The 19223-nt window shown below is 55.8% G+C and carries 20 protein-coding genes; 11 read left to right on the forward strand and 9 right to left on the reverse strand.

Features of this window, described 5'->3' with window-relative positions; translation table 11 throughout:
* The first annotated feature begins 25 nt into the window (after positions 1–25).
* The 5 genes from flhA to ACOTZD_RS04970 all read left to right on the forward strand — a co-directional run bounded on the left by flhA (position 26) and on the right by ACOTZD_RS04970 (position 6280).
* Positions 26–2098 carry a formate hydrogenlyase transcriptional activator FlhA gene (gene flhA, locus ACOTZD_RS04950; protein WP_022651748.1) on the forward strand — a complete coding sequence of 691 codons (2073 nt, stop codon included), beginning with the start codon at positions 26–28 and terminating at the stop codon, positions 2096–2098.
* Positions 2099–2247: 149 nt separating this feature from the next.
* Positions 2248–3246: an ABC transporter substrate-binding protein gene (locus ACOTZD_RS04955; RefSeq protein WP_022651749.1), complete on the forward strand. Its 999-nt coding sequence runs from the start codon at positions 2248–2250 to the stop codon at positions 3244–3246.
* The gene (locus tag ACOTZD_RS04960; RefSeq protein ID WP_022651750.1) at positions 3246–4283 is read left to right on the forward strand and encodes a FecCD family ABC transporter permease; all 1038 of its coding nucleotides are present in this window, start codon (positions 3246–3248) and stop codon (positions 4281–4283) included. Before ACOTZD_RS04955 ends, ACOTZD_RS04960 begins: the two co-directional genes overlap by 1 nt.
* Positions 4283–5044, forward strand: coding sequence for an ABC transporter ATP-binding protein (locus tag ACOTZD_RS04965; RefSeq protein WP_048209525.1), 762 nt, complete (start codon positions 4283–4285; stop codon positions 5042–5044). Before ACOTZD_RS04960 ends, ACOTZD_RS04965 begins: the two co-directional genes overlap by 1 nt.
* Positions 5045–5059: 15 nt before the next feature.
* Positions 5060–6280 (forward strand): MDR family MFS transporter, encoded by a 1221-nt coding sequence (locus ACOTZD_RS04970; protein WP_059294520.1) that lies wholly within the window; start codon positions 5060–5062, stop codon positions 6278–6280.
* 5 nt (positions 6281–6285) lie between these two features.
* On the opposite strand, the gene ACOTZD_RS04975 is transcribed toward ACOTZD_RS04970, so the two are convergent.
* Complete coding sequence (locus ACOTZD_RS04975; RefSeq protein ID WP_032610039.1) at positions 6286–6630, reverse strand: nitrous oxide-stimulated promoter family protein; 345 nt, start codon at positions 6628–6630, stop codon at positions 6286–6288.
* Between the two features lie 174 nt (positions 6631–6804).
* On the opposite strand from ACOTZD_RS04975, the gene ACOTZD_RS04980 reads away from it, so the two are divergent.
* Positions 6805–7068: a SymE family type I addiction module toxin gene (locus tag ACOTZD_RS04980; protein WP_023314732.1), complete on the forward strand. Its 264-nt coding sequence runs from the start codon at positions 6805–6807 to the stop codon at positions 7066–7068.
* On the opposite strand, the gene ACOTZD_RS04985 is transcribed toward ACOTZD_RS04980, so the two are convergent.
* Positions 7053–7535, reverse strand: a complete 483-nt coding sequence (locus ACOTZD_RS04985) for a hypothetical protein (RefSeq protein ID WP_023314733.1) — start codon at positions 7533–7535, stop codon at positions 7053–7055. The genes ACOTZD_RS04980 and ACOTZD_RS04985 overlap by 16 nt on opposite strands.
* Entirely contained in the window at positions 7535–8359 is an 825-nt protein-coding gene (locus ACOTZD_RS04990; RefSeq protein ID WP_023323670.1) for a winged helix-turn-helix domain-containing protein, read from the reverse strand. Before ACOTZD_RS04990 ends, ACOTZD_RS04985 begins: the two co-directional genes overlap by 1 nt.
* Before the next feature lie 504 nt (positions 8360–8863).
* On the opposite strand from ACOTZD_RS04990, the gene mutS reads away from it, so the two are divergent.
* The gene (gene mutS, locus ACOTZD_RS04995; protein WP_023323671.1) at positions 8864–11425 is read left to right on the forward strand and encodes a DNA mismatch repair protein MutS; all 2562 of its coding nucleotides are present in this window, start codon (positions 8864–8866) and stop codon (positions 11423–11425) included.
* A 90-nt stretch (positions 11426–11515) separates the two neighbouring features.
* On the opposite strand, the gene ACOTZD_RS05000 is transcribed toward mutS, so the two are convergent.
* From ACOTZD_RS05000 to ACOTZD_RS05010, 3 genes are read right to left on the reverse strand one after another with little or no spacing between them, the layout of a single operon-like run.
* On the reverse strand, positions 11516–11737 hold the full coding sequence (locus ACOTZD_RS05000) for a non-oxidative hydroxyarylic acid decarboxylases subunit D (RefSeq protein WP_003862116.1): 222 nt from the start codon (positions 11735–11737) through the stop codon (positions 11516–11518).
* Between the two features lie 10 nt (positions 11738–11747).
* Positions 11748–13175 carry a non-oxidative hydroxyarylic acid decarboxylases subunit C gene (locus tag ACOTZD_RS05005; RefSeq protein WP_023314736.1) on the reverse strand — a complete coding sequence of 476 codons (1428 nt, stop codon included), beginning with the start codon at positions 13173–13175 and terminating at the stop codon, positions 11748–11750.
* Complete coding sequence (locus ACOTZD_RS05010; protein WP_003862111.1) at positions 13165–13767, reverse strand: non-oxidative hydroxyarylic acid decarboxylases subunit B; 603 nt, start codon at positions 13765–13767, stop codon at positions 13165–13167. Before ACOTZD_RS05010 ends, ACOTZD_RS05005 begins: the two co-directional genes overlap by 11 nt.
* 173 nt (positions 13768–13940) lie before the next feature.
* Between ACOTZD_RS05010 and ACOTZD_RS05015 the strand changes: the two genes are divergently transcribed.
* The gene (locus ACOTZD_RS05015) at positions 13941–14348 is read left to right on the forward strand and encodes a MarR family winged helix-turn-helix transcriptional regulator (RefSeq protein ID WP_022651767.1); all 408 of its coding nucleotides are present in this window, start codon (positions 13941–13943) and stop codon (positions 14346–14348) included.
* Here the strand turns inward: ACOTZD_RS05015 and ACOTZD_RS05020 are convergent.
* The gene (locus ACOTZD_RS05020; protein WP_003862107.1) at positions 14345–15232 is read right to left on the reverse strand and encodes a LysR family transcriptional regulator; all 888 of its coding nucleotides are present in this window, start codon (positions 15230–15232) and stop codon (positions 14345–14347) included. The genes ACOTZD_RS05015 and ACOTZD_RS05020 overlap by 4 nt on opposite strands.
* A gap of 109 nt (positions 15233–15341) precedes the next feature.
* On the opposite strand from ACOTZD_RS05020, the gene ACOTZD_RS05025 reads away from it, so the two are divergent.
* Together ACOTZD_RS05025 and ACOTZD_RS05030 are read left to right on the forward strand one after the other, a co-directional pair.
* Positions 15342–16544 (forward strand): MFS transporter, encoded by a 1203-nt coding sequence (locus ACOTZD_RS05025; RefSeq protein ID WP_174401917.1) that lies wholly within the window; start codon positions 15342–15344, stop codon positions 16542–16544.
* Positions 16541–16918 (forward strand): DUF4440 domain-containing protein, encoded by a 378-nt coding sequence (locus ACOTZD_RS05030; protein ID WP_022651771.1) that lies wholly within the window; start codon positions 16541–16543, stop codon positions 16916–16918. The genes ACOTZD_RS05025 and ACOTZD_RS05030 overlap by 4 nt, the downstream gene beginning before the upstream one ends.
* A 50-nt stretch (positions 16919–16968) precedes the next feature.
* Here ACOTZD_RS05030 and rpoS read toward each other — a convergent pair whose 3' ends face one another.
* Entirely contained in the window at positions 16969–17961 is a 993-nt protein-coding gene (gene rpoS / locus ACOTZD_RS05035; protein WP_013098493.1) for an RNA polymerase sigma factor RpoS, read from the reverse strand.
* Between the two features lie 59 nt (positions 17962–18020).
* Positions 18021–19094 carry a murein hydrolase activator NlpD gene (nlpD, locus tag ACOTZD_RS05040; protein ID WP_306173475.1) on the reverse strand — a complete coding sequence of 358 codons (1074 nt, stop codon included), beginning with the start codon at positions 19092–19094 and terminating at the stop codon, positions 18021–18023.
* On the opposite strand from nlpD, the gene ACOTZD_RS05045 reads away from it, so the two are divergent.
* Positions 19036–19167, forward strand: a complete 132-nt coding sequence (locus ACOTZD_RS05045) for a peptidase (protein WP_306173474.1) — start codon at positions 19036–19038, stop codon at positions 19165–19167. The two genes, nlpD and ACOTZD_RS05045, sit on opposite strands and share 59 nt — an antisense overlap.
* The last annotated feature ends 56 nt before the right edge of the window (positions 19168–19223 follow it).

The following is a 19223-nucleotide window of genomic DNA, read 5'->3' on the forward strand; positions in this document are numbered from 1 at the left end:
TGCCAGTTTCTATTGGAAAGCAACAATGCCGTATACACCGATGAGCGATCTTGGACAGCAGGGCCTGTTTGACATCACGCGCACACTTTTACAACAGCCCGACCTCGGCGCACTGAGCGATGCCCTGACGCGGCTGGTCAGGCAATCTGCGCTGGCGGACAGCGCCGCCATTGTGCTCTGGCATAGCGCAACCCACCGCGCGAGCTATTTCTCAACGCGTGATAACGGCAAAATCTTCGAATATGAAGATGAAACGTTTCTTGCCCACGGCCCGGTGCGGCGTATTCTCTCCCGCCCGGAAGCGCTGCACTGCAATTTTGACCAGTTTCGCCAGGCCTGGCCGAAGCTGGCAGAGAGCAACCTTTACCACCCTTTCGGCCACTACAGCATGCTGCCGCTGGCGGTGGAAGGGCAAATTTTTGGCGGCTGCGAGTTTATCCGCGATACCGACCAGCCCTGGAGCGAGGCGGAGTACGAACGCCTGCACACCTTTACCCAGATTGTGGCCGTTGTCGCGGAGCAGATCCAAAGCCGCGTCACCAATAACGTGGACTACGACCTGCTGAGCCGCGAGCGCGATAACTTCCGCATTCTGGTTGCCATCACCAACGCCGTGCTCTCCCGCCTGGACATGGATGAGCTGGTCAGCGAAGTATCAAAAGAGATCCATCACTATTTTAAAATCGATGCCATCAGCATTGCGCTACGCGGCAACCGGAAAGGCAAGCTGAACATCTACTCCACCCACTACCTTGATGAAGCTAACCCGGCGCACGAGCAGAGCGAAGTGGACGAAGCGGGAACGCTGTCCGAGCGGGTATTTAAAAGCAAAGAGATCCTGCTGCTCAATCTCAATGAACAGGATCCGGTAGCCCCCTACGAGCGGATGCTCTTCAACACCTGGGGCAACAAGATCCAGACCCTGTGCCTGCTGCCGCTGATGTCCGGCAACACCATGCTCGGCGTGCTCAAACTGGCGCAGTGCGATGAAGCCGTATTTACCACCGCCAACCTGAAGCTGCTGCGCCAGATCGCCGAGCGCATCTCCATCGCGCTGGATAACGCCCTCGCCTATCAGGAGATCCACCGCCTGAAGGAGCGGCTGGTGGACGAAAACCTGGCGCTGACCGAGCAGCTCAACAACGTGGACAGCGAGTTTGGCGAAATCATCGGGCGCAGCGATGCCATGTACAGCGTGCTCAAGCAGGTGGAGATGGTGGCGCAAAGCGACAGCACGGTGCTGATCCTCGGTGAAACCGGTACCGGGAAAGAGCTGATTGCCCGGGCGATCCACAACCTGAGCAACCGCAACAGCCGCCGGATGGTGAAGATGAACTGCGCGGCGATGCCTGCTGGCTTACTGGAAAGCGACCTGTTCGGCCACGAGCGCGGTGCCTTTACCGGCGCCAGCAGCCAGCGGCTGGGCCGTTTTGAGCTGGCGGATAAAAGCTCTTTGTTCCTCGACGAAGTGGGCGATATGCCGCTGGAGCTCCAGCCCAAGCTGCTGCGCGTGCTGCAGGAGCAGGAGTTTGAGCGCCTCGGCAGCAACAAGCTGATCCAGACCGACGTGCGTCTGATTGCCGCCACCAACCGCGATCTGAAAAAAATGGTCGCAGACCGTGAGTTCAGAAGCGATCTCTACTATCGCCTGAACGTGTTCCCGATCTGCCTGCCGCCGCTGCGCGAGCGCCCGGAAGATATTCCGCTGCTGGTGAAAGCCTTTACCGCGAAGATTGCCCGCCGGATGGGGCGAAATATCGACAGTATTCCTGCCGAAACGCTACGCACACTCTCGGCGATGGAGTGGCCGGGGAACGTGCGCGAGCTGGAAAACGTCATCGAGCGCGCGGTGCTGCTGACGCGCGGGAACGTGCTTCAGCTGTCCCTGCCGGAGGTTTCTCTTGCGGAAACGACCGTGGCCGCAACCGAGGTTGCGAAGGATGGAGAGGATGAATATCAGCTCATTATGCGAGTGCTGAAGGAGACCAACGGCGTGGTAGCCGGGCCGAAAGGCGCGGCGCAACGGCTGGGGCTGAAGCGTACCACCCTGCTCTCGCGCATGAAGCGTCTGGGAATCGATAAAGAGAGCCTGAATTAACCCGTCATTCCGGCGCCGTATATGGCGCCGCCTTTCATCACTCTGCGTAATTGTCTCACATTGACACAATATATTTTCCTCTGTATAAAATTCCGCCTTAATAATGCGTTTCATTTGCATCAAAATAATTTTAATGAAGGTAGCGTTTAATGAAAAAGGTTCTCTGCGCGTTAGGCCTGGCGGTTGCATCAATGAGTACAGCTCTGGCTACCACGTACCCGCTCACGATAGAAAACTGCGGGTATAAAGAAACCTTCACCAAAGCGCCGGAACGCGTTGTGGCCCTGGGGCAGAATACCGTCGAGATCCTGCTTCTGCTGGGTCTGGAAGATAAGGTGAAAGCCAGCGCGTTCTGGCCGACCAAAGTATTGCCGCAGCTGGCTGAGCAGAATGCAAAAATCAAAACCCTGACCGTCGAAATTCCGACACTTGAATCCATTCTTGCGCAAAACCCTGATTTTGTTCCTGCACAGCTGCCGCTGCTGCTCGGACCGGAAAGTAAGGTCGCAAAACGCGAAGACCTGGCCACCGTTGGGGTAAACAGCTATTTATCTCCGGGCATGTGCGCCACCAAAAAAGCCGCAGGGGACATGTACGGCAGCCGCCAGACGCTGTGGGACATGACCTACCTTTATCAAGAGATTGAGGATTTCGCCAAGATTTTCAACGTGGAAGCGCGTGGTCAGGCCGTTATCGCCGACTTCAAAAAACGTGAAGCCGACCTGCGCCAGGAGTTTGGCAAAAACAACAAAGACCTCTCCTTTGTTTTCTGGTTCTCAAGCTCCTCACCTTCGGCTGATGCCTATGTCGGCGGCAAAAACAGCGCCTCTGGCTTTATTGCTAACGTGCTGGGCGGCCATAACGCCATTACCTCTGAGACCGAATGGCCGACCGTGGGCTGGGAAAGTATTATTGCCGCTAATCCGGACGTGATTGTGGTCTCCAGCCTGGATCGTAACCGCTGGGCGCTGGACAACGCCGAAGAAAAAATCAAATTCCTGAAAAGCGATCCAGCCGTCAGCCAGATGGAGGCGGTGAAGAAGGGTCATATTGTGGTGATGGACGGCCAGGCCATGAACCCGACGATTCGCACGCTTTACGGTGCTGAGCAGGTCGGCGAACAGCTCAGAAAACTGGGACTGAACTGATGACCACCGCCGTACTTCAGATGCGGCAGGGGGTGCTCCTGACCACGTCATGCCTGCTCGCCTTCGTGCTGTTGTTTCTGGTGATCGCCCTTGGCGTCAGCATCGGTGAGTTGTCTATCCCGCTCAATAACGTGTTCTACGCCATCAGCAATAAGCTGGGGCTGACTGACGTTCCGCTCAACCGCATCTACGAGAGCGTCATCTGGGACTTTCGCCTCAGCCGCGCGCTGGTGGCGGCCTGTTGCGGAGCCGGGTTGGCCATCTGCGGGGCCGTATTGCAGAGCCTTTTGAAGAATGCGCTGGCGGAACCTTACGTGCTCGGCGTGTCGGCGGGAGCGTCAACCGGGGCGGTGTCAGTCGTCGTATTGGGTCTCGGCACCGGCGCAGTATCGCTTTCTGCGGGCGCGTTTGCCGGAGCCTTCGCCGCCTTTGCCTTCGTCGCCTTCCTGACCAACGGCGCGCGCGGCGGCAATGAACGCACGATCCTGGCGGGCGTAGCGGCCTCTCAGCTGTTTAACGCCATTACCGCCTATACCATCAGCACCTCTGCCAGCGCGCAACAGGCGCGCGACGTGATGTTCTGGCTGCTGGGCAGCTTTAGCGGCGTACGCTGGCCGGAATTCCAGCTGGCGCTGGTAGTGGTACTGGCGGGGCTGGCCGTCTGTCTTTATTATTCCCGTGCGCTGGACGCCTTTACGTTCGGTGATGATGCCGCCGCCTCGTTGGGCATTGCCGTGCCCTGGGTGCGCCTGGCCTTGTTTACCACCACCGCCCTGATCACCGCGACCATCGTCAGCATGGCGGGCTCTATTGGTTTTGTCGGGCTGGTCGTGCCGCACGTTATGCGTTTCCTGTTCGGGCCGCTGCACCGCACGCTGCTGATAGCCAGCGCGCTGGCGGGGGCGATCCTGATGGTGCTGGCCGACATCGCCTCGCGGATGCTGATTGCTCCGCAAAGCCTGCCGGTTGGCGTCGTTACCGCGCTGGTTGGCGTACCGTTCTTCGCCGTGATTATCTACCGCTCAAGGAATAAGTAATGAGCATCTGCGCCGAGAAAATCACCTGGAAGGTAGGTAAAAAGATCATTGTGAATAATGTTTCGCTGACGGTTTCCCGGGGCGAAACGGTGGGCCTGCTTGGCCCTAACGGCTGCGGTAAATCCTCGCTGTTGCGCATACTGGCAGGTCTGCGCCGCCCGGATGCCGGGTGCGTGACGCTGGACGGACAGGACATTGCCCGCATTGCCAAAAAGCAGCTGGCGCGGCGCGTGGCGTTTGTTGAACAGCACGGAATGACCGACGCCAATATGCGCGTGCGTGACGTCGTCAAACTGGGGCGAATTCCGCACCATTCGCCCTTCTCAAACTGGAGCGCGCAGGATGACGAAACCGTCACCGCCGCCCTGCAACGCGTGGATATGCTGGATCGCAGCGAACAGGGCTGGCTGAGCTTATCCGGCGGCGAGCGTCAGCGGGTACATATCGCCCGCGCGCTGGCGCAAGCGCCAACCGAAATTCTGCTGGATGAACCGACCAACCACCTGGACATTCATCATCAGATACAGCTTATGCATCTCATCAGCGAGCTGCCGGTGACCAGCATCGTCGCCATTCACGATCTTAACCACGCATCCATGTTCTGCGATTCGTTGATTGTGATGCAGCAAGGGCAGATTGTGGCGACCGGAACGCCGCAGGAAATCTTATCCGAGGAACTACTCTGGGACGTCTTCAGGGTGAAAACCAGAATCGAGATCTCGCCGTACCACGGCAAAAAACACATCCATTTTATCGTGTAGGGGTGAGTTAAAACGATGCCTCTTCGCACTGCCAACACCCTCTGGCCGCCCGTTCTGCTGGGCAGCCAGTTTGTGTTTAATATCGGCTTTTACGCGGTCGTCCCCTTCCTGGCGATCTTCTTACGTGACGATATGCTGCTCTCCGGCGGGCTGATTGGGCTGGTGCTGGGGCTGCGCACCTTCTCCCAGCAGGGGATGTTTATTGTCGGCGGCGCGCTTTCAGATCGGTTTGGCGCGAAGAGCGTGATCCTCAGCGGCTGCATCGTCCGCGTGGTGGGTTATTTACTGCTGGCCTTTGGGCAATCCCTGTGGCCCGTCATTCTGGGGGCCTGTCTGACGGGCGTCGGCGGCGCGCTGTTCTCACCGTCGATAGAAGCCCTGCTGGCCAAAGCGGGAACGCAAAGCGAGGCGAAGGGTAAACGCAGCCGCGCGGAGTGGTTTGCGCTGTTTGCGGTGTGCGGTGAACTTGGCGCCGTTCTTGGCCCGGTGATGGGGGCCCTGCTGACGGAGCTGGGCTTTCGTCAGGTTGCGCTCGCAGGCGCAGGGATATTTATCGTTGCGCTGGTGGTGCTCTTTTTCTGCCTGCCTGCGGCACATCACAGCACGAAGCCGCTGAAAATTCTGCCCTGGTGGACGACGTTCCGTCAGCCGCGTTTCGTCGCCTTTATCATTGCCTACAGTTCATGGCTGTTAAGCTATAACCAGCTCTATCTGGCGCTGCCGGTGGAGATCCAACGCGCCGGCGGGAACGAAAAAGATCTGGGGCCGCTGTTTATGCTGGCCTCGGTGCTGATTATTGTTCTGCAGCTGCCCCTTGCCCGTTTCGCCCGAAACGTCGGCGCGGTCCGGATCTTACCGGTGGGCTTTTTGCTGCTTTCCGCCTCGTTTGCAAGCGTGGCGCTCTTTGCCGCGACGGAGCCGCCGGAGGGCTGGCTGCGCCTGCTGCCCTCTGCAAGCCTTGTCACGCTGCTGACGCTCGGACAAATGCTGCTGGTGCCGTCGGCTAAAGATTTGATCCCGCGCTTTGCCGAGGAGTCAACGCTTGGAGCGCACTATGGCGCACTCTCAACCGCCGGCGGCATCGCGGTGCTGGTGGGGAATTTAGGTTTAGGCAGCCTGCTGGATAAGGCGCTGGTGCCCTCGACGGAGGCCATTTACCCGTGGCTGCTGCTGGCGGTGTTTCCACTGTGCAGCGCGGTCGCGCTGAGCGTGATTTGCCGCCCGCTGCGGCGCTGAAGCGCCTATTTTTTAGGTCGATACTTTTCAGGCAGTTCCGGAACCGGACGGCGATCGTCAATAAGGTGGCGAAGAGTCAGAATCGGATGACGCCATAGCATTCGTGGCCCCGCCCAGCGCATCACCTGCTTCATCTCCTCACGTCTGGCGGGCTGATAGCAGTGCACCGGGCACTGTTTGCAGGCGGGTTTTTCCTCACCAAAGATGCATTTATCCAGGCGCTTATCCGCGTAGGCATTCAGCGCCTGATAATGGCCCTCATCCTTTACCGCCTGCGGACAGTTTTTTTCATACAGGGCGATCATTTTCGCGATCGTCTCTTTTTCGCGCGCAATGCGTTTCCCCGCCATTTTCATCCCCCCTCAATAACACGCATTCAGAATACCATTTTAAAAAAGGGATTTCAGTCGTTGCATTCTGTTTTCTGAAGGCGCCTTCCAGTCTTCGCTCTTTCCTGACGCGTTTTTACTGTTATTTTATACAGGCAGTCTGAACACACGTTGCCAACAGTTACCGGAGGATCTATGCAAGGAATGGCTATCACCAAACCGTATCGTCACTTAAAAGTGGGTTATTTCAGAAAGCGTCATGAAGATCGTAAAACCAAGATCCCAACGCGTTACAGCGTACACGCAGCCCTGAATCTGAAAGGGGACTGGCTCGAAAAAGCAGGCTTTTTAACCCATTCGCAGGTTCGGGTGGAGGTCGGGCCGGGTAAAATAATTATCGAACTCATTAAAGAGCCGGATGATGGACATCCCGGCCATGTCGTTCAGCGAGAGCAGTAAAAAATAGGGCGTTTTCCGACAGAAAACATAAACCCACGGGGCCCCTGCTGCGTAATGGAATAATTCAGGTTTTTCTTCGGATACAGAAAGAAGTCAGGGAGAATTTCATTCATAATCTCATTTGGTGCGGTTTGCTGACCATTAATGTCATGTATATTTACCGATGTAAAATGGAATGAGTCTTTATTTTCTGTCCATACATAGGAGACATCTCTGCGGATAACGCCAGCAAGTTTATCATTTTTATAATAGGCTCCGCTTAGCGCAATGACGCCAGTCTGCTTCTTCATCGTGTACATGAAGTCCATCGTCAGGTTAGCGCGAATATCCTCATGATAGACGACGATTGACGCTGAACAGGCCTCCGTATTTTCACTGTTTTGCTGGTGTAGACGGTATAGCCATGCGGCCAGTGCGCCAGCGAGGAAGAATACCAGAAACAACAGAACGGTTGCCTTTTTGGTCATCAGAGATGTCCTCTAAAATAGAGCGAAATACATCCGGCATTTGCTTTTATTTCAAAGGGTTCTCTGCAAGCAAGAACGGAAAGCGCCGGAGCATGGCTGGATGAGGAAAAATAGACCCACGGATATTTTTTACAATCAAGCCCCGTGTCTAAAATGATTTTTATAAATCGCCTGAAGTTGCCGACGCCACGAATATCATCGTTTTGCGAGGAAAAATGACAGCCGTTCTGTGTAAGAGTAATTGGATAATCCCTGAAAAAATCTTTTTCCGGGTTATCATGTAAAAGGTATTGAAACGCAAAGAAACCGGCACAAAACGCGATTATCATTAAAGCTGTCGAGAAAATATACTGGCGTAATTGACGCTGTTTTTTCCTCCCACCCGGCATTACGGGAATATTTTCGACAGGTTTATCCTTTGTTTCAACCGGAGAGGTTTCCACTCCCGTCGCTGTCGCTTTTTTTCCGTCATCAACACAGTCCGTGTCAACGCGGGTTACCCTGACATTTTTCTCTATCTGGAATCCTTTTCTCGGCACCGTCGCCACCAGCGTATCGTCCGTCTCTCCTGTGGTCCGGAGCCCGCGTCGAATTATAGAGATATTCTGATAAAGCGTATTTGCCGGAACCAGCATGCCGTCCTCGCCCCAGACTTTATCAAAGAAGTATTTCTGCGTAACGACTTCTGGAAATGATTCTAAAAGAAGGTTCAGACAACGGCTGGCAGGGGTTGTCAGAATTACATTTAAGTCAGGACGGGTCAACGAAATCAGCAAATTCCTCTCTGGACAAAATTTAATTTTATCGTTAATTATCCAGAACATATGCCGCTCGCTTACGATAAACAGAATAGTTAACTGCCGGGGTGAAGTGTAATTATACTCTGCGATCAACCCTTGTCAAAGCAGGGGGTTATCACTTTTTCCTTCCGCATTTACCTGTTCCGACAGAACATTAATGCCGCGGATAAGGACCAGATTTACAGTCAATCGCAATATTTAATAGTCGGGCCTCTTTTTAAAGTATATTCACCCGCGGGATGAACGTAATAACGAGTAACGGACGCTAAATGCGATGTATGCGTGGATTAACGCTGTACAGCGCGACAGCACCTTGAGTGCCGGATTAGCTACAAGGATGGAATGAGGTACGCATTTTACAGAAAGAGCCCTTTCCTGCTGTTTTCCTGCCATACAGACTTCGTTATCATGGTCGCCATACATCGATGAATGAAACGCAGGATTCATGAGTTCCAATGAGCGGATATGTAACCAGACAACAAAAAAATACAACTCATTGAAATTTAAGAACATGGACACCAGGATTTTATGAGCACACTTGAGAATTTTGACGCCCACACGCCAATGATGCAGCAGTACCTGAAGCTGAAAGCGCAGCATCCGGAAATCCTGCTCTTTTACCGTATGGGCGATTTTTATGAGCTTTTTTATGACGATGCGAAACGTGCGTCTCAGCTGCTCGACATTTCCCTGACGAAACGTGGCGCGTCGGCAGGCGAGCCCATCCCGATGGCGGGTATCCCGCATCACGCGGTTGAAAACTATCTGGCGAAGCTGGTGAACCAGGGCGAGTCTGTCGCTATCTGCGAACAAATTGGTGACCCGGCCACATCGAAAGGCCCCGTTGAGCGCAAGGTCGTACGCATCGTCACGCCGGGAACCATCAGCGATGAGGCCCTGCTTCAGGAGCGCCAGGATAACCTGCTGGCGGCGATCTGGCAGGATGGTAAAGGGTTTGGCTACGCCACGCTGGATATCAGCTCCGGTCGTTTTCGCCTGAGTGAACCGGCTGACCGTGAAACCATGGCGGCTGAACTACAGCGCACTAATCCGGCAGAACTGCTTTATGCAGAGGATTTCGCCGAGATGGCGCTGATTGAAGGTCGCCGCGGCCTGCGTCGTCGTCCACTGTGGGAGTTCGAAATTGATACCGCGCGCCAGCAGTTAAACCTGCAATTTGGCACGCGCGATTTGATTGGCTTTGGCGTGGAAAACGCCCCGCGCGGGCTGTGTGCCGCAGGCTGCCTGTTGCAGTACGTTAAGGATACGCAACGTACCGCCCTGCCCCATATTCGTTCCATCACCATGGAGCGTCAGCAGGACAGCATCATCATGGATGCCGCCACGCGCCGCAACCTGGAGATCACGCAGAACCTCGCTGGCGGCATGGAAAATACGCTGGCGTCGGTTCTTGACAGCACGGTTACCCCCATGGGAAGCCGTATGCTCAAACGCTGGCTGCATATGCCGATCCGCAATACCGAAACGCTGACTGGCCGCCAGCAAACCATTGCCGCATTGCAGGATCGTTACACCGAATTGCAGCCGGTGCTGCGTCAGGTGGGTGATCTTGAGCGTATCCTGGCGCGCCTGGCCTTGCGCACCGCGCGTCCACGCGATCTCGCCCGTATGCGGCACGCGTTCCAGCAGTTGCCGGAACTGCGCGCTCAGCTGGGAGAGATCGACAGCGCGCCAGTGCAAAAGCTGCGCGAAACCATGGGCGAATTTACCGAGCTTCGCGAACTGCTGGAACGCGCCATCATTGATGCGCCGCCTGTTCTGGTGCGGGATGGCGGGGTTATTGCTCCGGGTTACAACGAAGAGCTGGACGAATGGCGTGCGCTGGCCGATGGCGCGACGGATTATCTGGATAAGCTGGAAATCCGCGAGCGTGAACGTCTGGGGCTCGACACCCTGAAAGTCGGCTACAACGCGGTACACGGTTACTATATCCAGATCAGCCGTGGGCAGAGCCACCTGGCCCCGATTCACTACGTTCGCCGCCAGACGCTGAAAAATGCCGAGCGCTACATTATACCCGAGCTGAAAGAGTACGAAGACAAAGTGCTCACGTCGAAAGGTAAAGCGCTGGCGCTGGAGAAACAGCTGTATGACGAGCTGTTCGACATCCTGATGCCGCACCTGGCTGACCTGCAACTGAGCGCCGCTGCGCTGGCCGAGCTGGATGTCCTGGTAAACCTGGCTGAGCGCGCCGACACGCTGAATTACACCTGTCCGACCTTTACTGACAAACCCGGCATTCGCATTACCGAAGGCCGCCACCCGGTGGTTGAGCAGGTGCTGAACGAGCCGTTTATTGCCAACCCGTTGAACCTGTCACCGCAGCGAAGAATGCTGATCATTACCGGCCCCAACATGGGCGGTAAAAGCACCTATATGCGCCAGACAGCCCTTATCGCTCTGCTCGCCTACATCGGCAGCTACGTTCCGGCGCAGAAGGTTGAGATTGGCCCTATCGACCGTATCTTCACCCGTGTGGGTGCGGCGGACGATCTGGCGAGCGGTCGCTCTACCTTTATGGTCGAGATGACCGAAACCGCCAACATTCTGCATAACGCGACAGAGAACAGTCTGGTGTTGATGGACGAAGTAGGACGCGGTACCTCCACCTATGACGGCCTGTCTCTGGCCTGGGCGTGCGCGGAAAGTCTGGCAAATAAAATCAAAGCGCTGACGCTGTTCGCAACGCACTATTTCGAACTGACACAGCTGCCAGAGAAAATGGAAGGCGTGGCTAACGTCCACCTTGATGCGCTTGAGCACGGCGACACCATCGCCTTTATGCACACGGTGCAGGACGGCGCGGCAAGCAAGAGTTATGGCCTGGCCGTCGCGGCGCTGGCGGGCGTGCCAAAAGAGGTGATCAAGCGCGCGCGTCAGAAATTGCGTGAACTGGAAAGTTTGTCACCGAATGCGGCAGCTACGCAGATAGATGGTACGCAGATGTCACTGCTGGCGGTCCCGGAAGAGACCTCTCCGGCCGTGGAAGCGCTGGAAAATCTCGACCCGGATTCGCTGACGCCGCGTCAGGCGCTGGAGTGGATTTATCGGTTGAAGAGTCTGGTTTAGTTCTCTGCGGTCTTTTGCCCGGTGGCGGCTTCGCCTTACCCGGCCTACAAAACCCGTAGGCCCGGTATGCGTAGCGCCACCGGGCTTTTTTTACAGCAGCGGCGGGATCGTCGGCACCTGCGGTGCTTCATCAATATCCTTCTGGGTCATGCGGAACGCTTCCGGGTAATGCTCGCGGCTGGTACGGCGCAGCGGTTCGGTATCGCGCCAGGTATACAGACAGTGCTGACACTGATATACCGTCCAGACACCTTTCACCGGTGATGTTGCCATCACTTCAATATGTTCATCGGCACAACGTGGACAAATCATTTTTTCCTCCTTATTGACGTGCCGCCAGCATCGCGGTCAGTTTTTCGGCCCAGGCTTTGGTTTCAGGGAGATCCTGTACCGGCTGGCTGTAGTGACCACGGTTGTCCGGGGCAACCGGGGTGGTGGCATCAATGATCAGCTTGTCAGTGATCCCCGCCGGGCTGGAGCCGGGGTCAAGCTCGAGCACAGACATATTCGGTAGCTGCACCAGATCGCCTGCCGGATTGACCTTTGATGACAGCGCCCACATCACCTGCGGCAGGTTAAACGGATCGACGTCTTCATCCACCATAATCACCATTTTCACGTAACCCAGACCGTGTGGCGTGGTCATGGCGCGGAGGCCGACCGCACGGGCAAAACCGCCGTAACGCTTTTTAGTGGAGATAATCGCCAGCAGACCGTGGGTGTACATGGCGTTTACCGCCTGCACTTCCGGGAATTCCGACTTTAGCTGCTGATAGAGCGGTACGCAGGTGGCGGGCCCCATCAGATAATCAATCTCGGTCCACGGCATGCCGAGGTAAAGGGATTCGAAAATGGGTTTGGTGCGGTAAGAGACTTTATCAATGCGTACGACCGTCATGTTGCGCCCGCCGGAGTAGTGTCCGGTAAACTCACCGAATGGCCCTTCAATTTCACGTTTCCGGCCTTCAATCACCCCTTCGAGGATCACTTCCGACCCCCACGGCACATCGAAACCGGTCAGCGGAGCCGTCGCAATCGGATACGGGCTTTCGCGTAGCGCACCGGCCATCTCATACTCGGATTGATCGTATTTCAGCGGCGTGGCGCCCATCAGGGTGATGATCGGATCGTTACCCAGCGTAATGGCAATAGGCAGGTCTTCGCCGCGCTCTTCTGCCTTATGCAGATGCAGCGCGATATCATGCATCGGCACCGGTTGCAGGCCGAGCTTACGCTTGCCCTTCACTTCCATACGGTAGATCCCGACGTTCTGTTTGCCGAAGTGATCGGGGTCGAGCGGATCGCGGGAGACAACGCACGCTTTATCGAGATAAAAGCCTCCGTCACCGTCGTTCAGGCGGAACAGCGGCAGAATGTCGAACAGGTTGATGTCTTCCCCGTCCACCGTGTTCTGCGCCCAGGCCGGATTTGCACGACGCTCTGGCGAGACGGGGAATTTGTCCCAGCGACGAATAAACTCGTCGATCTGTTTTTTCACCGGGGTATTCGCTGGCAGCCCCATCGAAATAGCGTGGTTTTGCCACGAGCCGATAGTGTTCATCACCACACGGGCATCGGTGAAGCCGCGAATATTATCGAACCACAGCGCAGGCGCACCATCGCCAATGCGTCCGGTAGCGTTGGCGGCCGCCGCTAAATCCGGCTCAGCGTTTACCTCTTCCTCAATTTTCAGCAGTTGCCCTTGCTCATCGAGCGCCTGCAGGAAGCTTCTCAAATCATCAAATGCCATCTTTATTCTCCTGTGAAAAATGTTTCGCTGCCTGCAAACCTTCCCAGCGTCGGGCTTTTTTATGCTCCAGACCAAACTGGTCGAGAACACGGGTCACGATATGCTGGGTAATGTCATCGGCGGTTTGCGGGTGGTTGTAGTACGCAGGCATAGGCGGCACCATCGCCACGCCCATACGGGAAAGAGCAAGCATGTTCTCGAGATGGATGGTGCTGAGCGGCGTCTCACGGGGAACCAGCACCAGCTTGCGCCCCTCTTTCAACACTACGTCTGCCGCACGCCCTACCAGCCCTTCGGCGTAGCCCGCGCGGATACCCGCCAGCGTTTTCATGCTGCACGGGATGACGATCATGCCGTCGGTGCGAAACGAGCCGGAGGAGATGGTGGCAGCCTGATCGGCCGGGCTATGGACGACATCCGCCAGTGCAGCAACGTCATGCGCAGTGAATGGCGTTTCCAGCTCAATCGTGGTTTTTGCCCACTTCGACATCACCAGGTGCGTTTCCACCTCCGGCATTTCCCGCAGCGCCTGTAACAACGCCACGCCTAATGGCGCACCCGTCGCGCCCGTCATTCCCACAATCAATCTCATTCAGCACCTCAATTAATTTGTTCGTATACGAACATATTAATTAAACTACGCCTTGATCCTGCTGCTGACAAGATCGTTCGCATACGATCACACTAATCGCTAAAAAACTCTCGCGTTAAAATTCAGCCCAAGAGCGGCTATCATAGAGGGAGTATTTTTCCGTCGGAGTGTCCATGGAGTTAAGACAAGAAGCTTTCCACCTGCTACGTCAGCTTTTTCAACAGCATACCGCCCAGTGGCAGCACGCATTGCCCGAACTGACCAAGCCACAATATGCGGTGATGCGGTCAATTGCTGAAAATCCTGGTATTGAGCAGGTTGCCCTGACTGAAGTCGCGGTGAGCACCAAAGCGACGCTGGCAGAAATGCTGAGCCGCATGGAAGCACGCGGCCTGGTCAGGCGCGAGCACGATCCGGCAGACAAACGCCGTCGGTTTGTCTTTCTGACTGCCGAAGGAGAGGCCCTGCTTGAGAGCAGTAAACCGATTGGAAATGAGGTGGATGAGGCATTTCTGGGGCGCCTTAATGGCGCGGAACGAGAGCAATTTTCAGCGCTCATTAAAAAAATGATGCAGGGTTAAGTCACCCTGACGCGCATAAAATCAATAAATGTTCGCACTTTCGCGGGCACATGCCGGGCATCGGGATAAACGGCATAGATGCCCTGCTGAGCAAACGTGTATGCCGGTAACAGCGAGACCAGTTCCCCCGCATCCAGTGCGTTACGCACCAGCCACTCCGGCAGCAGCGCCACTCCACATCCCGCGAGGGCAAAAGCCATCAGCGCCTGGGCGCTGTCTGCATACAGGCGCGGCGCTTTCTTGATCTCAAAGGAAACCGGATGTCCATCAACACCTCTCACCTGCCAGCGCAGCGGCGACGTTAAACGCTCGTGAATGATCCAGTCCGCTTCCGCCAGTTGTTCCAGCGAGTCAACTGGATGGTTTGCCAGCCAGCCTGGCGTTGCCACGGGCAGGATGGTGAAGGAGGTCATCAACGCGGCGTGGTAGCGCGAATCTGCAAGCGTGCCGAGCCGGATAGCGACATCGAAGCGCTCGGCGATAAGATCGGCATGCAAAGAGGACGAGACATGCCGCACGCGAAGGTCCGGGTGCAACTGGCTAAATTCAGCCAGCAAAGGCACCACCACCTGCGAGCCATATTCGGGCGTGGTGGTGATCCGCAGTTCTCCCGTCAGCCCGGCGTGGTTGGCGCGAACGTCATCCTGCAATCGCTCTGCATCCCGTAACAGCATCACGCTTCGTTGATGAAAGAGCTTCCCCGCCTCGGTCAGCGTCAGGCGTCGGGTGGTTCGCAGCAACAGGGTGACGCCCAGCTCCTCTTCAAGCTGACGAATATGAAAGCTGACCACCGCTTTTGTCAGCCCCATCGCCTCCGCCGCGGCGGTGAAACTGCCGGTGTCCGCTACGGCGATAAACATTGCCGTACGCTGTAAATTAAGCATCGCTTGCCTGGTTAACTGTCAAAATAATGTTGACAGTATATCGTGCTTTGTCGCGTTTATCCGTAACGTGCGGGCCGATACGATACGCCACCTCACCGGAGGAACTTCCATGACGTATCGCAGCAAAATCGCCGTCGTCTTTCTGCTCGGCTTTTTCCTTGATTTGATAAACATGTTTATTGCCAGCGTTGCCTTTCCGGCGATGGCTCGCGCTTTCAATACCACACCTTCCGCGCTTGCCTGGGTAAGTAACGGATACATTGCCGGGCTGACGCTAGTCATCCCTTTCAGCAGTATCCTGACGCGCCGCGTCGGGCCGAAGCGCGTTATCCTGCTCTCACTGCTTCTCTTTAGCGCGGCCTCCGTTGCGGCGGGTCTCTCATCTTCGCTGGAAAGTCTGATTGCCTGGCGAGTCGTACAGGGCGCCGGAGGGGGTTTACTGATCCCGGTTGGTCAGGCGCTGACCTGGCAACAGTTTAAGCCTCATGAGCGGGCCAGACTCTCCTCGGCGGTGATGCTGGTCGCACTGCTTGCCCCCGCGTGCTCACCGGCTGTGGGCGGTATGCTGGTTCAGACATTCAGCTGGCGCTGGATATTTTTTGCCACCCTGCCCGTCGTCATTGTCACCTTTGCTTTGGCCTGCGCGTGGCTTAAAACAGAACCGTCGCCGATAACCCCCACCAGGACAGTAAACCTGTCTTTGCTGACGGATCCGCTGTTGCGCTTATCCATGCTTATCTATGTGTGCGTACCCGGCATTTTTATCGGCGTGAACGTAACGGGCATGTATTACCTCCAGAGCGAGGCCAATATGACACCCGCCGCAACGGGCATGCTTATGCTGCCGTGGTCTGTGGCTTCGTTTTTGGCTATCACCGCGACAGGACGCTATTTCAACCGTATCGGCCCCCGGCCGCTGGTGGTCATCGGTTGCCTTTTGCAGGCGACGGGCATTCTGCTTTTAGTTAACGTCGGCCCGGCAATGCTGCTACCTGCCGTTGCGTTTGCGCTGATGGGCGCGGGGGGAAGCCTTTGCAGCAGTACGGCTCAGAGCAGCGCGTTTTTGACGATGCGACCGGAAAATATGCCTGATGCCAGCGCGCTATGGAATCTGAATCGTCAGTTGAGCTTTTTTGCGGGTGCCCTGCTGCTGGCGCAGGCGCTGAGCTTCATGCAGGCTTATCTCTCGCAGCTGGCAGCCTGGCACGGGATGTTTGTTTTTGCCGCAGTCATCACTCTACTGCCCGTACTGTACGTCTACCGTCTTAACAACACGCAGTTACTTGCGCAACTGCAACAGGAGCAACCATGACCCATTTCGAACAAGAGATCCTCGACATTCACGTCGCCCTTGAAAACTGGTTAGGTGCAGGCGAAGGCAATCGGGACGCCCTGCTCGCCCGTTTCCGTCCGGATTTTCTGATGGTTCCACCGAGTGGCAACCCGTTAGATCATCACGCGCTTGCCCAATTTTTATATGCGCAGCGGGGAACCCGACCGGGGCTCAGGATCGGTATTGACGCGTTAACAACGCTTCAGACATGGGACAACGGCGCGGTGCTCCATTACCGGGAGACGCAAACCCGGCCAGGCCAGCCCGTCAACGTGCGCTGGTCAACCGCGGTGCTTAATCAGGAAGGGGATAACATCACCTGGCGTTTGCTGCACGAAACGGCGCAGCCGTAAGGCATAAAAAAGGCCCGTCTCACGACGGGCCTTTTCTGACGAATGGTTGCTTACTCGCGGAACAGCGCTTCGATATTCAGACCTTGCCCTTGCAGGATTTCACGCAGGCGGCGTAGGCCTTCAACCTGAATCTGACGAACACGTTCACGGGTCAGGCCAATCTCACGGCCGACATCTTCCAGTGTCGCAGCTTCATACCCCAGTAAACCGAAACGACGTGCCAGCACCTCACGCTGTTTGGCGTTCAGTTCGAACAGCCATTTGACGATGCTCTGTTTCATGTCATCGTCCTGCGTGGTGTCTTCCGGGCCGTTGTCTTTTTCATCGGCCAGGATGTCCAGCAGCGCTTTTTCGGAGTCGCCACCCAGCGGGGTGTCAACCGAGGTAATGCGCTCGTTGAGACGCAGCATACGGCTTACGTCATCAACCGGTTTGTCGAGTTGCTCTGCGATCTCTTCCGCACTTGGCTCGTGGTCCAGTTTATGGGACAACTCGCGCGCGGTACGCAGATAAACATTCAACTCTTTGACGATGTGGATCGGCAGTCGAATCGTACGGGTCTGGTTCATAATAGCCCGTTCGATGGTCTGACGAATCCACCAGGTCGCGTAGGTTGAGAAACGGAACCCGCGTTCCGGGTCAAACTTCTCAACTGCGCGGATGAGACCTAAGTTGCCCTCTTCAATCAGATCCAGCAGAGCCAGACCACGATTGCCGTAACGGCGGGCAATTTTCACGACCAGTCGCAGGTTACTTTCGATCATGCGACGACGCGAGGCAACATCACCACGCAAAGCACGACGTGCGAAATAGACTTCTTCTTCGGCCGTTAGCAGTGGGGAGTAACCAATCTCCCCAAGGTAAAGCTGAGTCGCGTCCAGCACACGCTGTGTGGCACCCTGCGATAACAGCTCTTCTTCAGCCAAATCGTTATCACTGGGTTCCTCTTCTACTAAGGCTTTTTCGTCAAAAGCCTCTGCTCCGTTCTCATCAAATTCCGCGTCTTCATTTAAATCATGAACTTTCAGCGTATTCTGACTCATAAGGTGGCTCCTACCCGTGATCCCTGGACGAGACACCCTGGCTGGCATGCCCCGTCAATTTATCGCTGCGGTAAATATTGCAGCGGGTTTACGGATTTCCCCTTGTAACGAATTTCAAAATGCAAGCGTGTAGAACTGGTTCCGGTGCTACCCATGGTAGCGATTTTTTGCCCCGCCTTAACTTCTTGTTGTTCCCGGACCAGCATTGTGTCGTTATGGGCGTAGGCACTCAGGTAATCATCATTATGTTTGATGATAATAAGATTACCGTAACCGCGCAGTGCGTTACCGGCATAGACAACGCGTCCGTCTGCGGTCGCGATGATTGCCTGTCCTTTACTGCCTGCGATATCGATCCCTTTGTTGCCCCCCTCAGAGGTAGCGAAGTTCTCGATGATCTTGCCGTCAGTTGGCCAACGCCAGGTGGTAATTGACGAGCTGGCATTCTGACTGCTTGCAGTCGGTACAGTAGAGCTAACCACAGGTGCCGTAGTCGGTGCTGTGACAACAGTCGCAGTACCTTTATTATTCGGCAACATTTTGTTAGCACTCTGATCACCTGAATCCTCAGAATACGTAATTACAGGTTGTGAAGCAACCACCGTGGTGGTTTTTTGTGCAGGGGTGACGCTGTTATTTTGCGCAGTTACGTCGGCTGCTGAAACGGTGTTGCCTGGCGTAAGCGGTGTCCCCGTCGCGTTGCCAACCTGAAGCGTTTGCCCGACTTCCAGAGCATACGGGGCCTGGACGTTGTTTCGCTGTGCCAGATCGCGGAAATCGTTCCCGGTGATCCAGGCAATATAGAACAGCGTATCGCCGCGCTTCACGGTATAGGTACTGCCGCCGGTATAGCTACCTTTCGGAATGTTCCCATACTTACGGTTATACACTATGCGGCCATTTTCAGTCTGAACAGGCTGTTCCACTGGCTGTATCTGCGTAGGCTGCGTAACTGGACGCTGAACCGGCTGGATCTGCGGCGTTTGCTGCGCCGTTGAGGTGCCCATTTTAGGCGGAGGGGTGATCAACATTCCGCTGGACGTGTTACCCGAGCCGCTGGTTCCATTAACGGAACTGACGGGCGCAGGCGCGTTATTTGAACTTGTACAGCCTGCCAGCCAGAGCGAAACCAGTGATAATGCCGCAACACGGCTGATGGTGAATTTTGGGCTTCCCGCGCTCATTTATCCCCCAGGAATGTGTTAACTACCAGTGACTTAAAAATAACCGTGATGGCACGAACCTATCGCGCCCCACCATAC

The sequence above is a fragment of the Enterobacter cloacae complex sp. SHL022 genome (assembly GCF_049237785.1).
Taxonomy (GTDB): domain Bacteria; phylum Pseudomonadota; class Gammaproteobacteria; order Enterobacterales; family Enterobacteriaceae; genus Enterobacter; species Enterobacter hormaechei_C.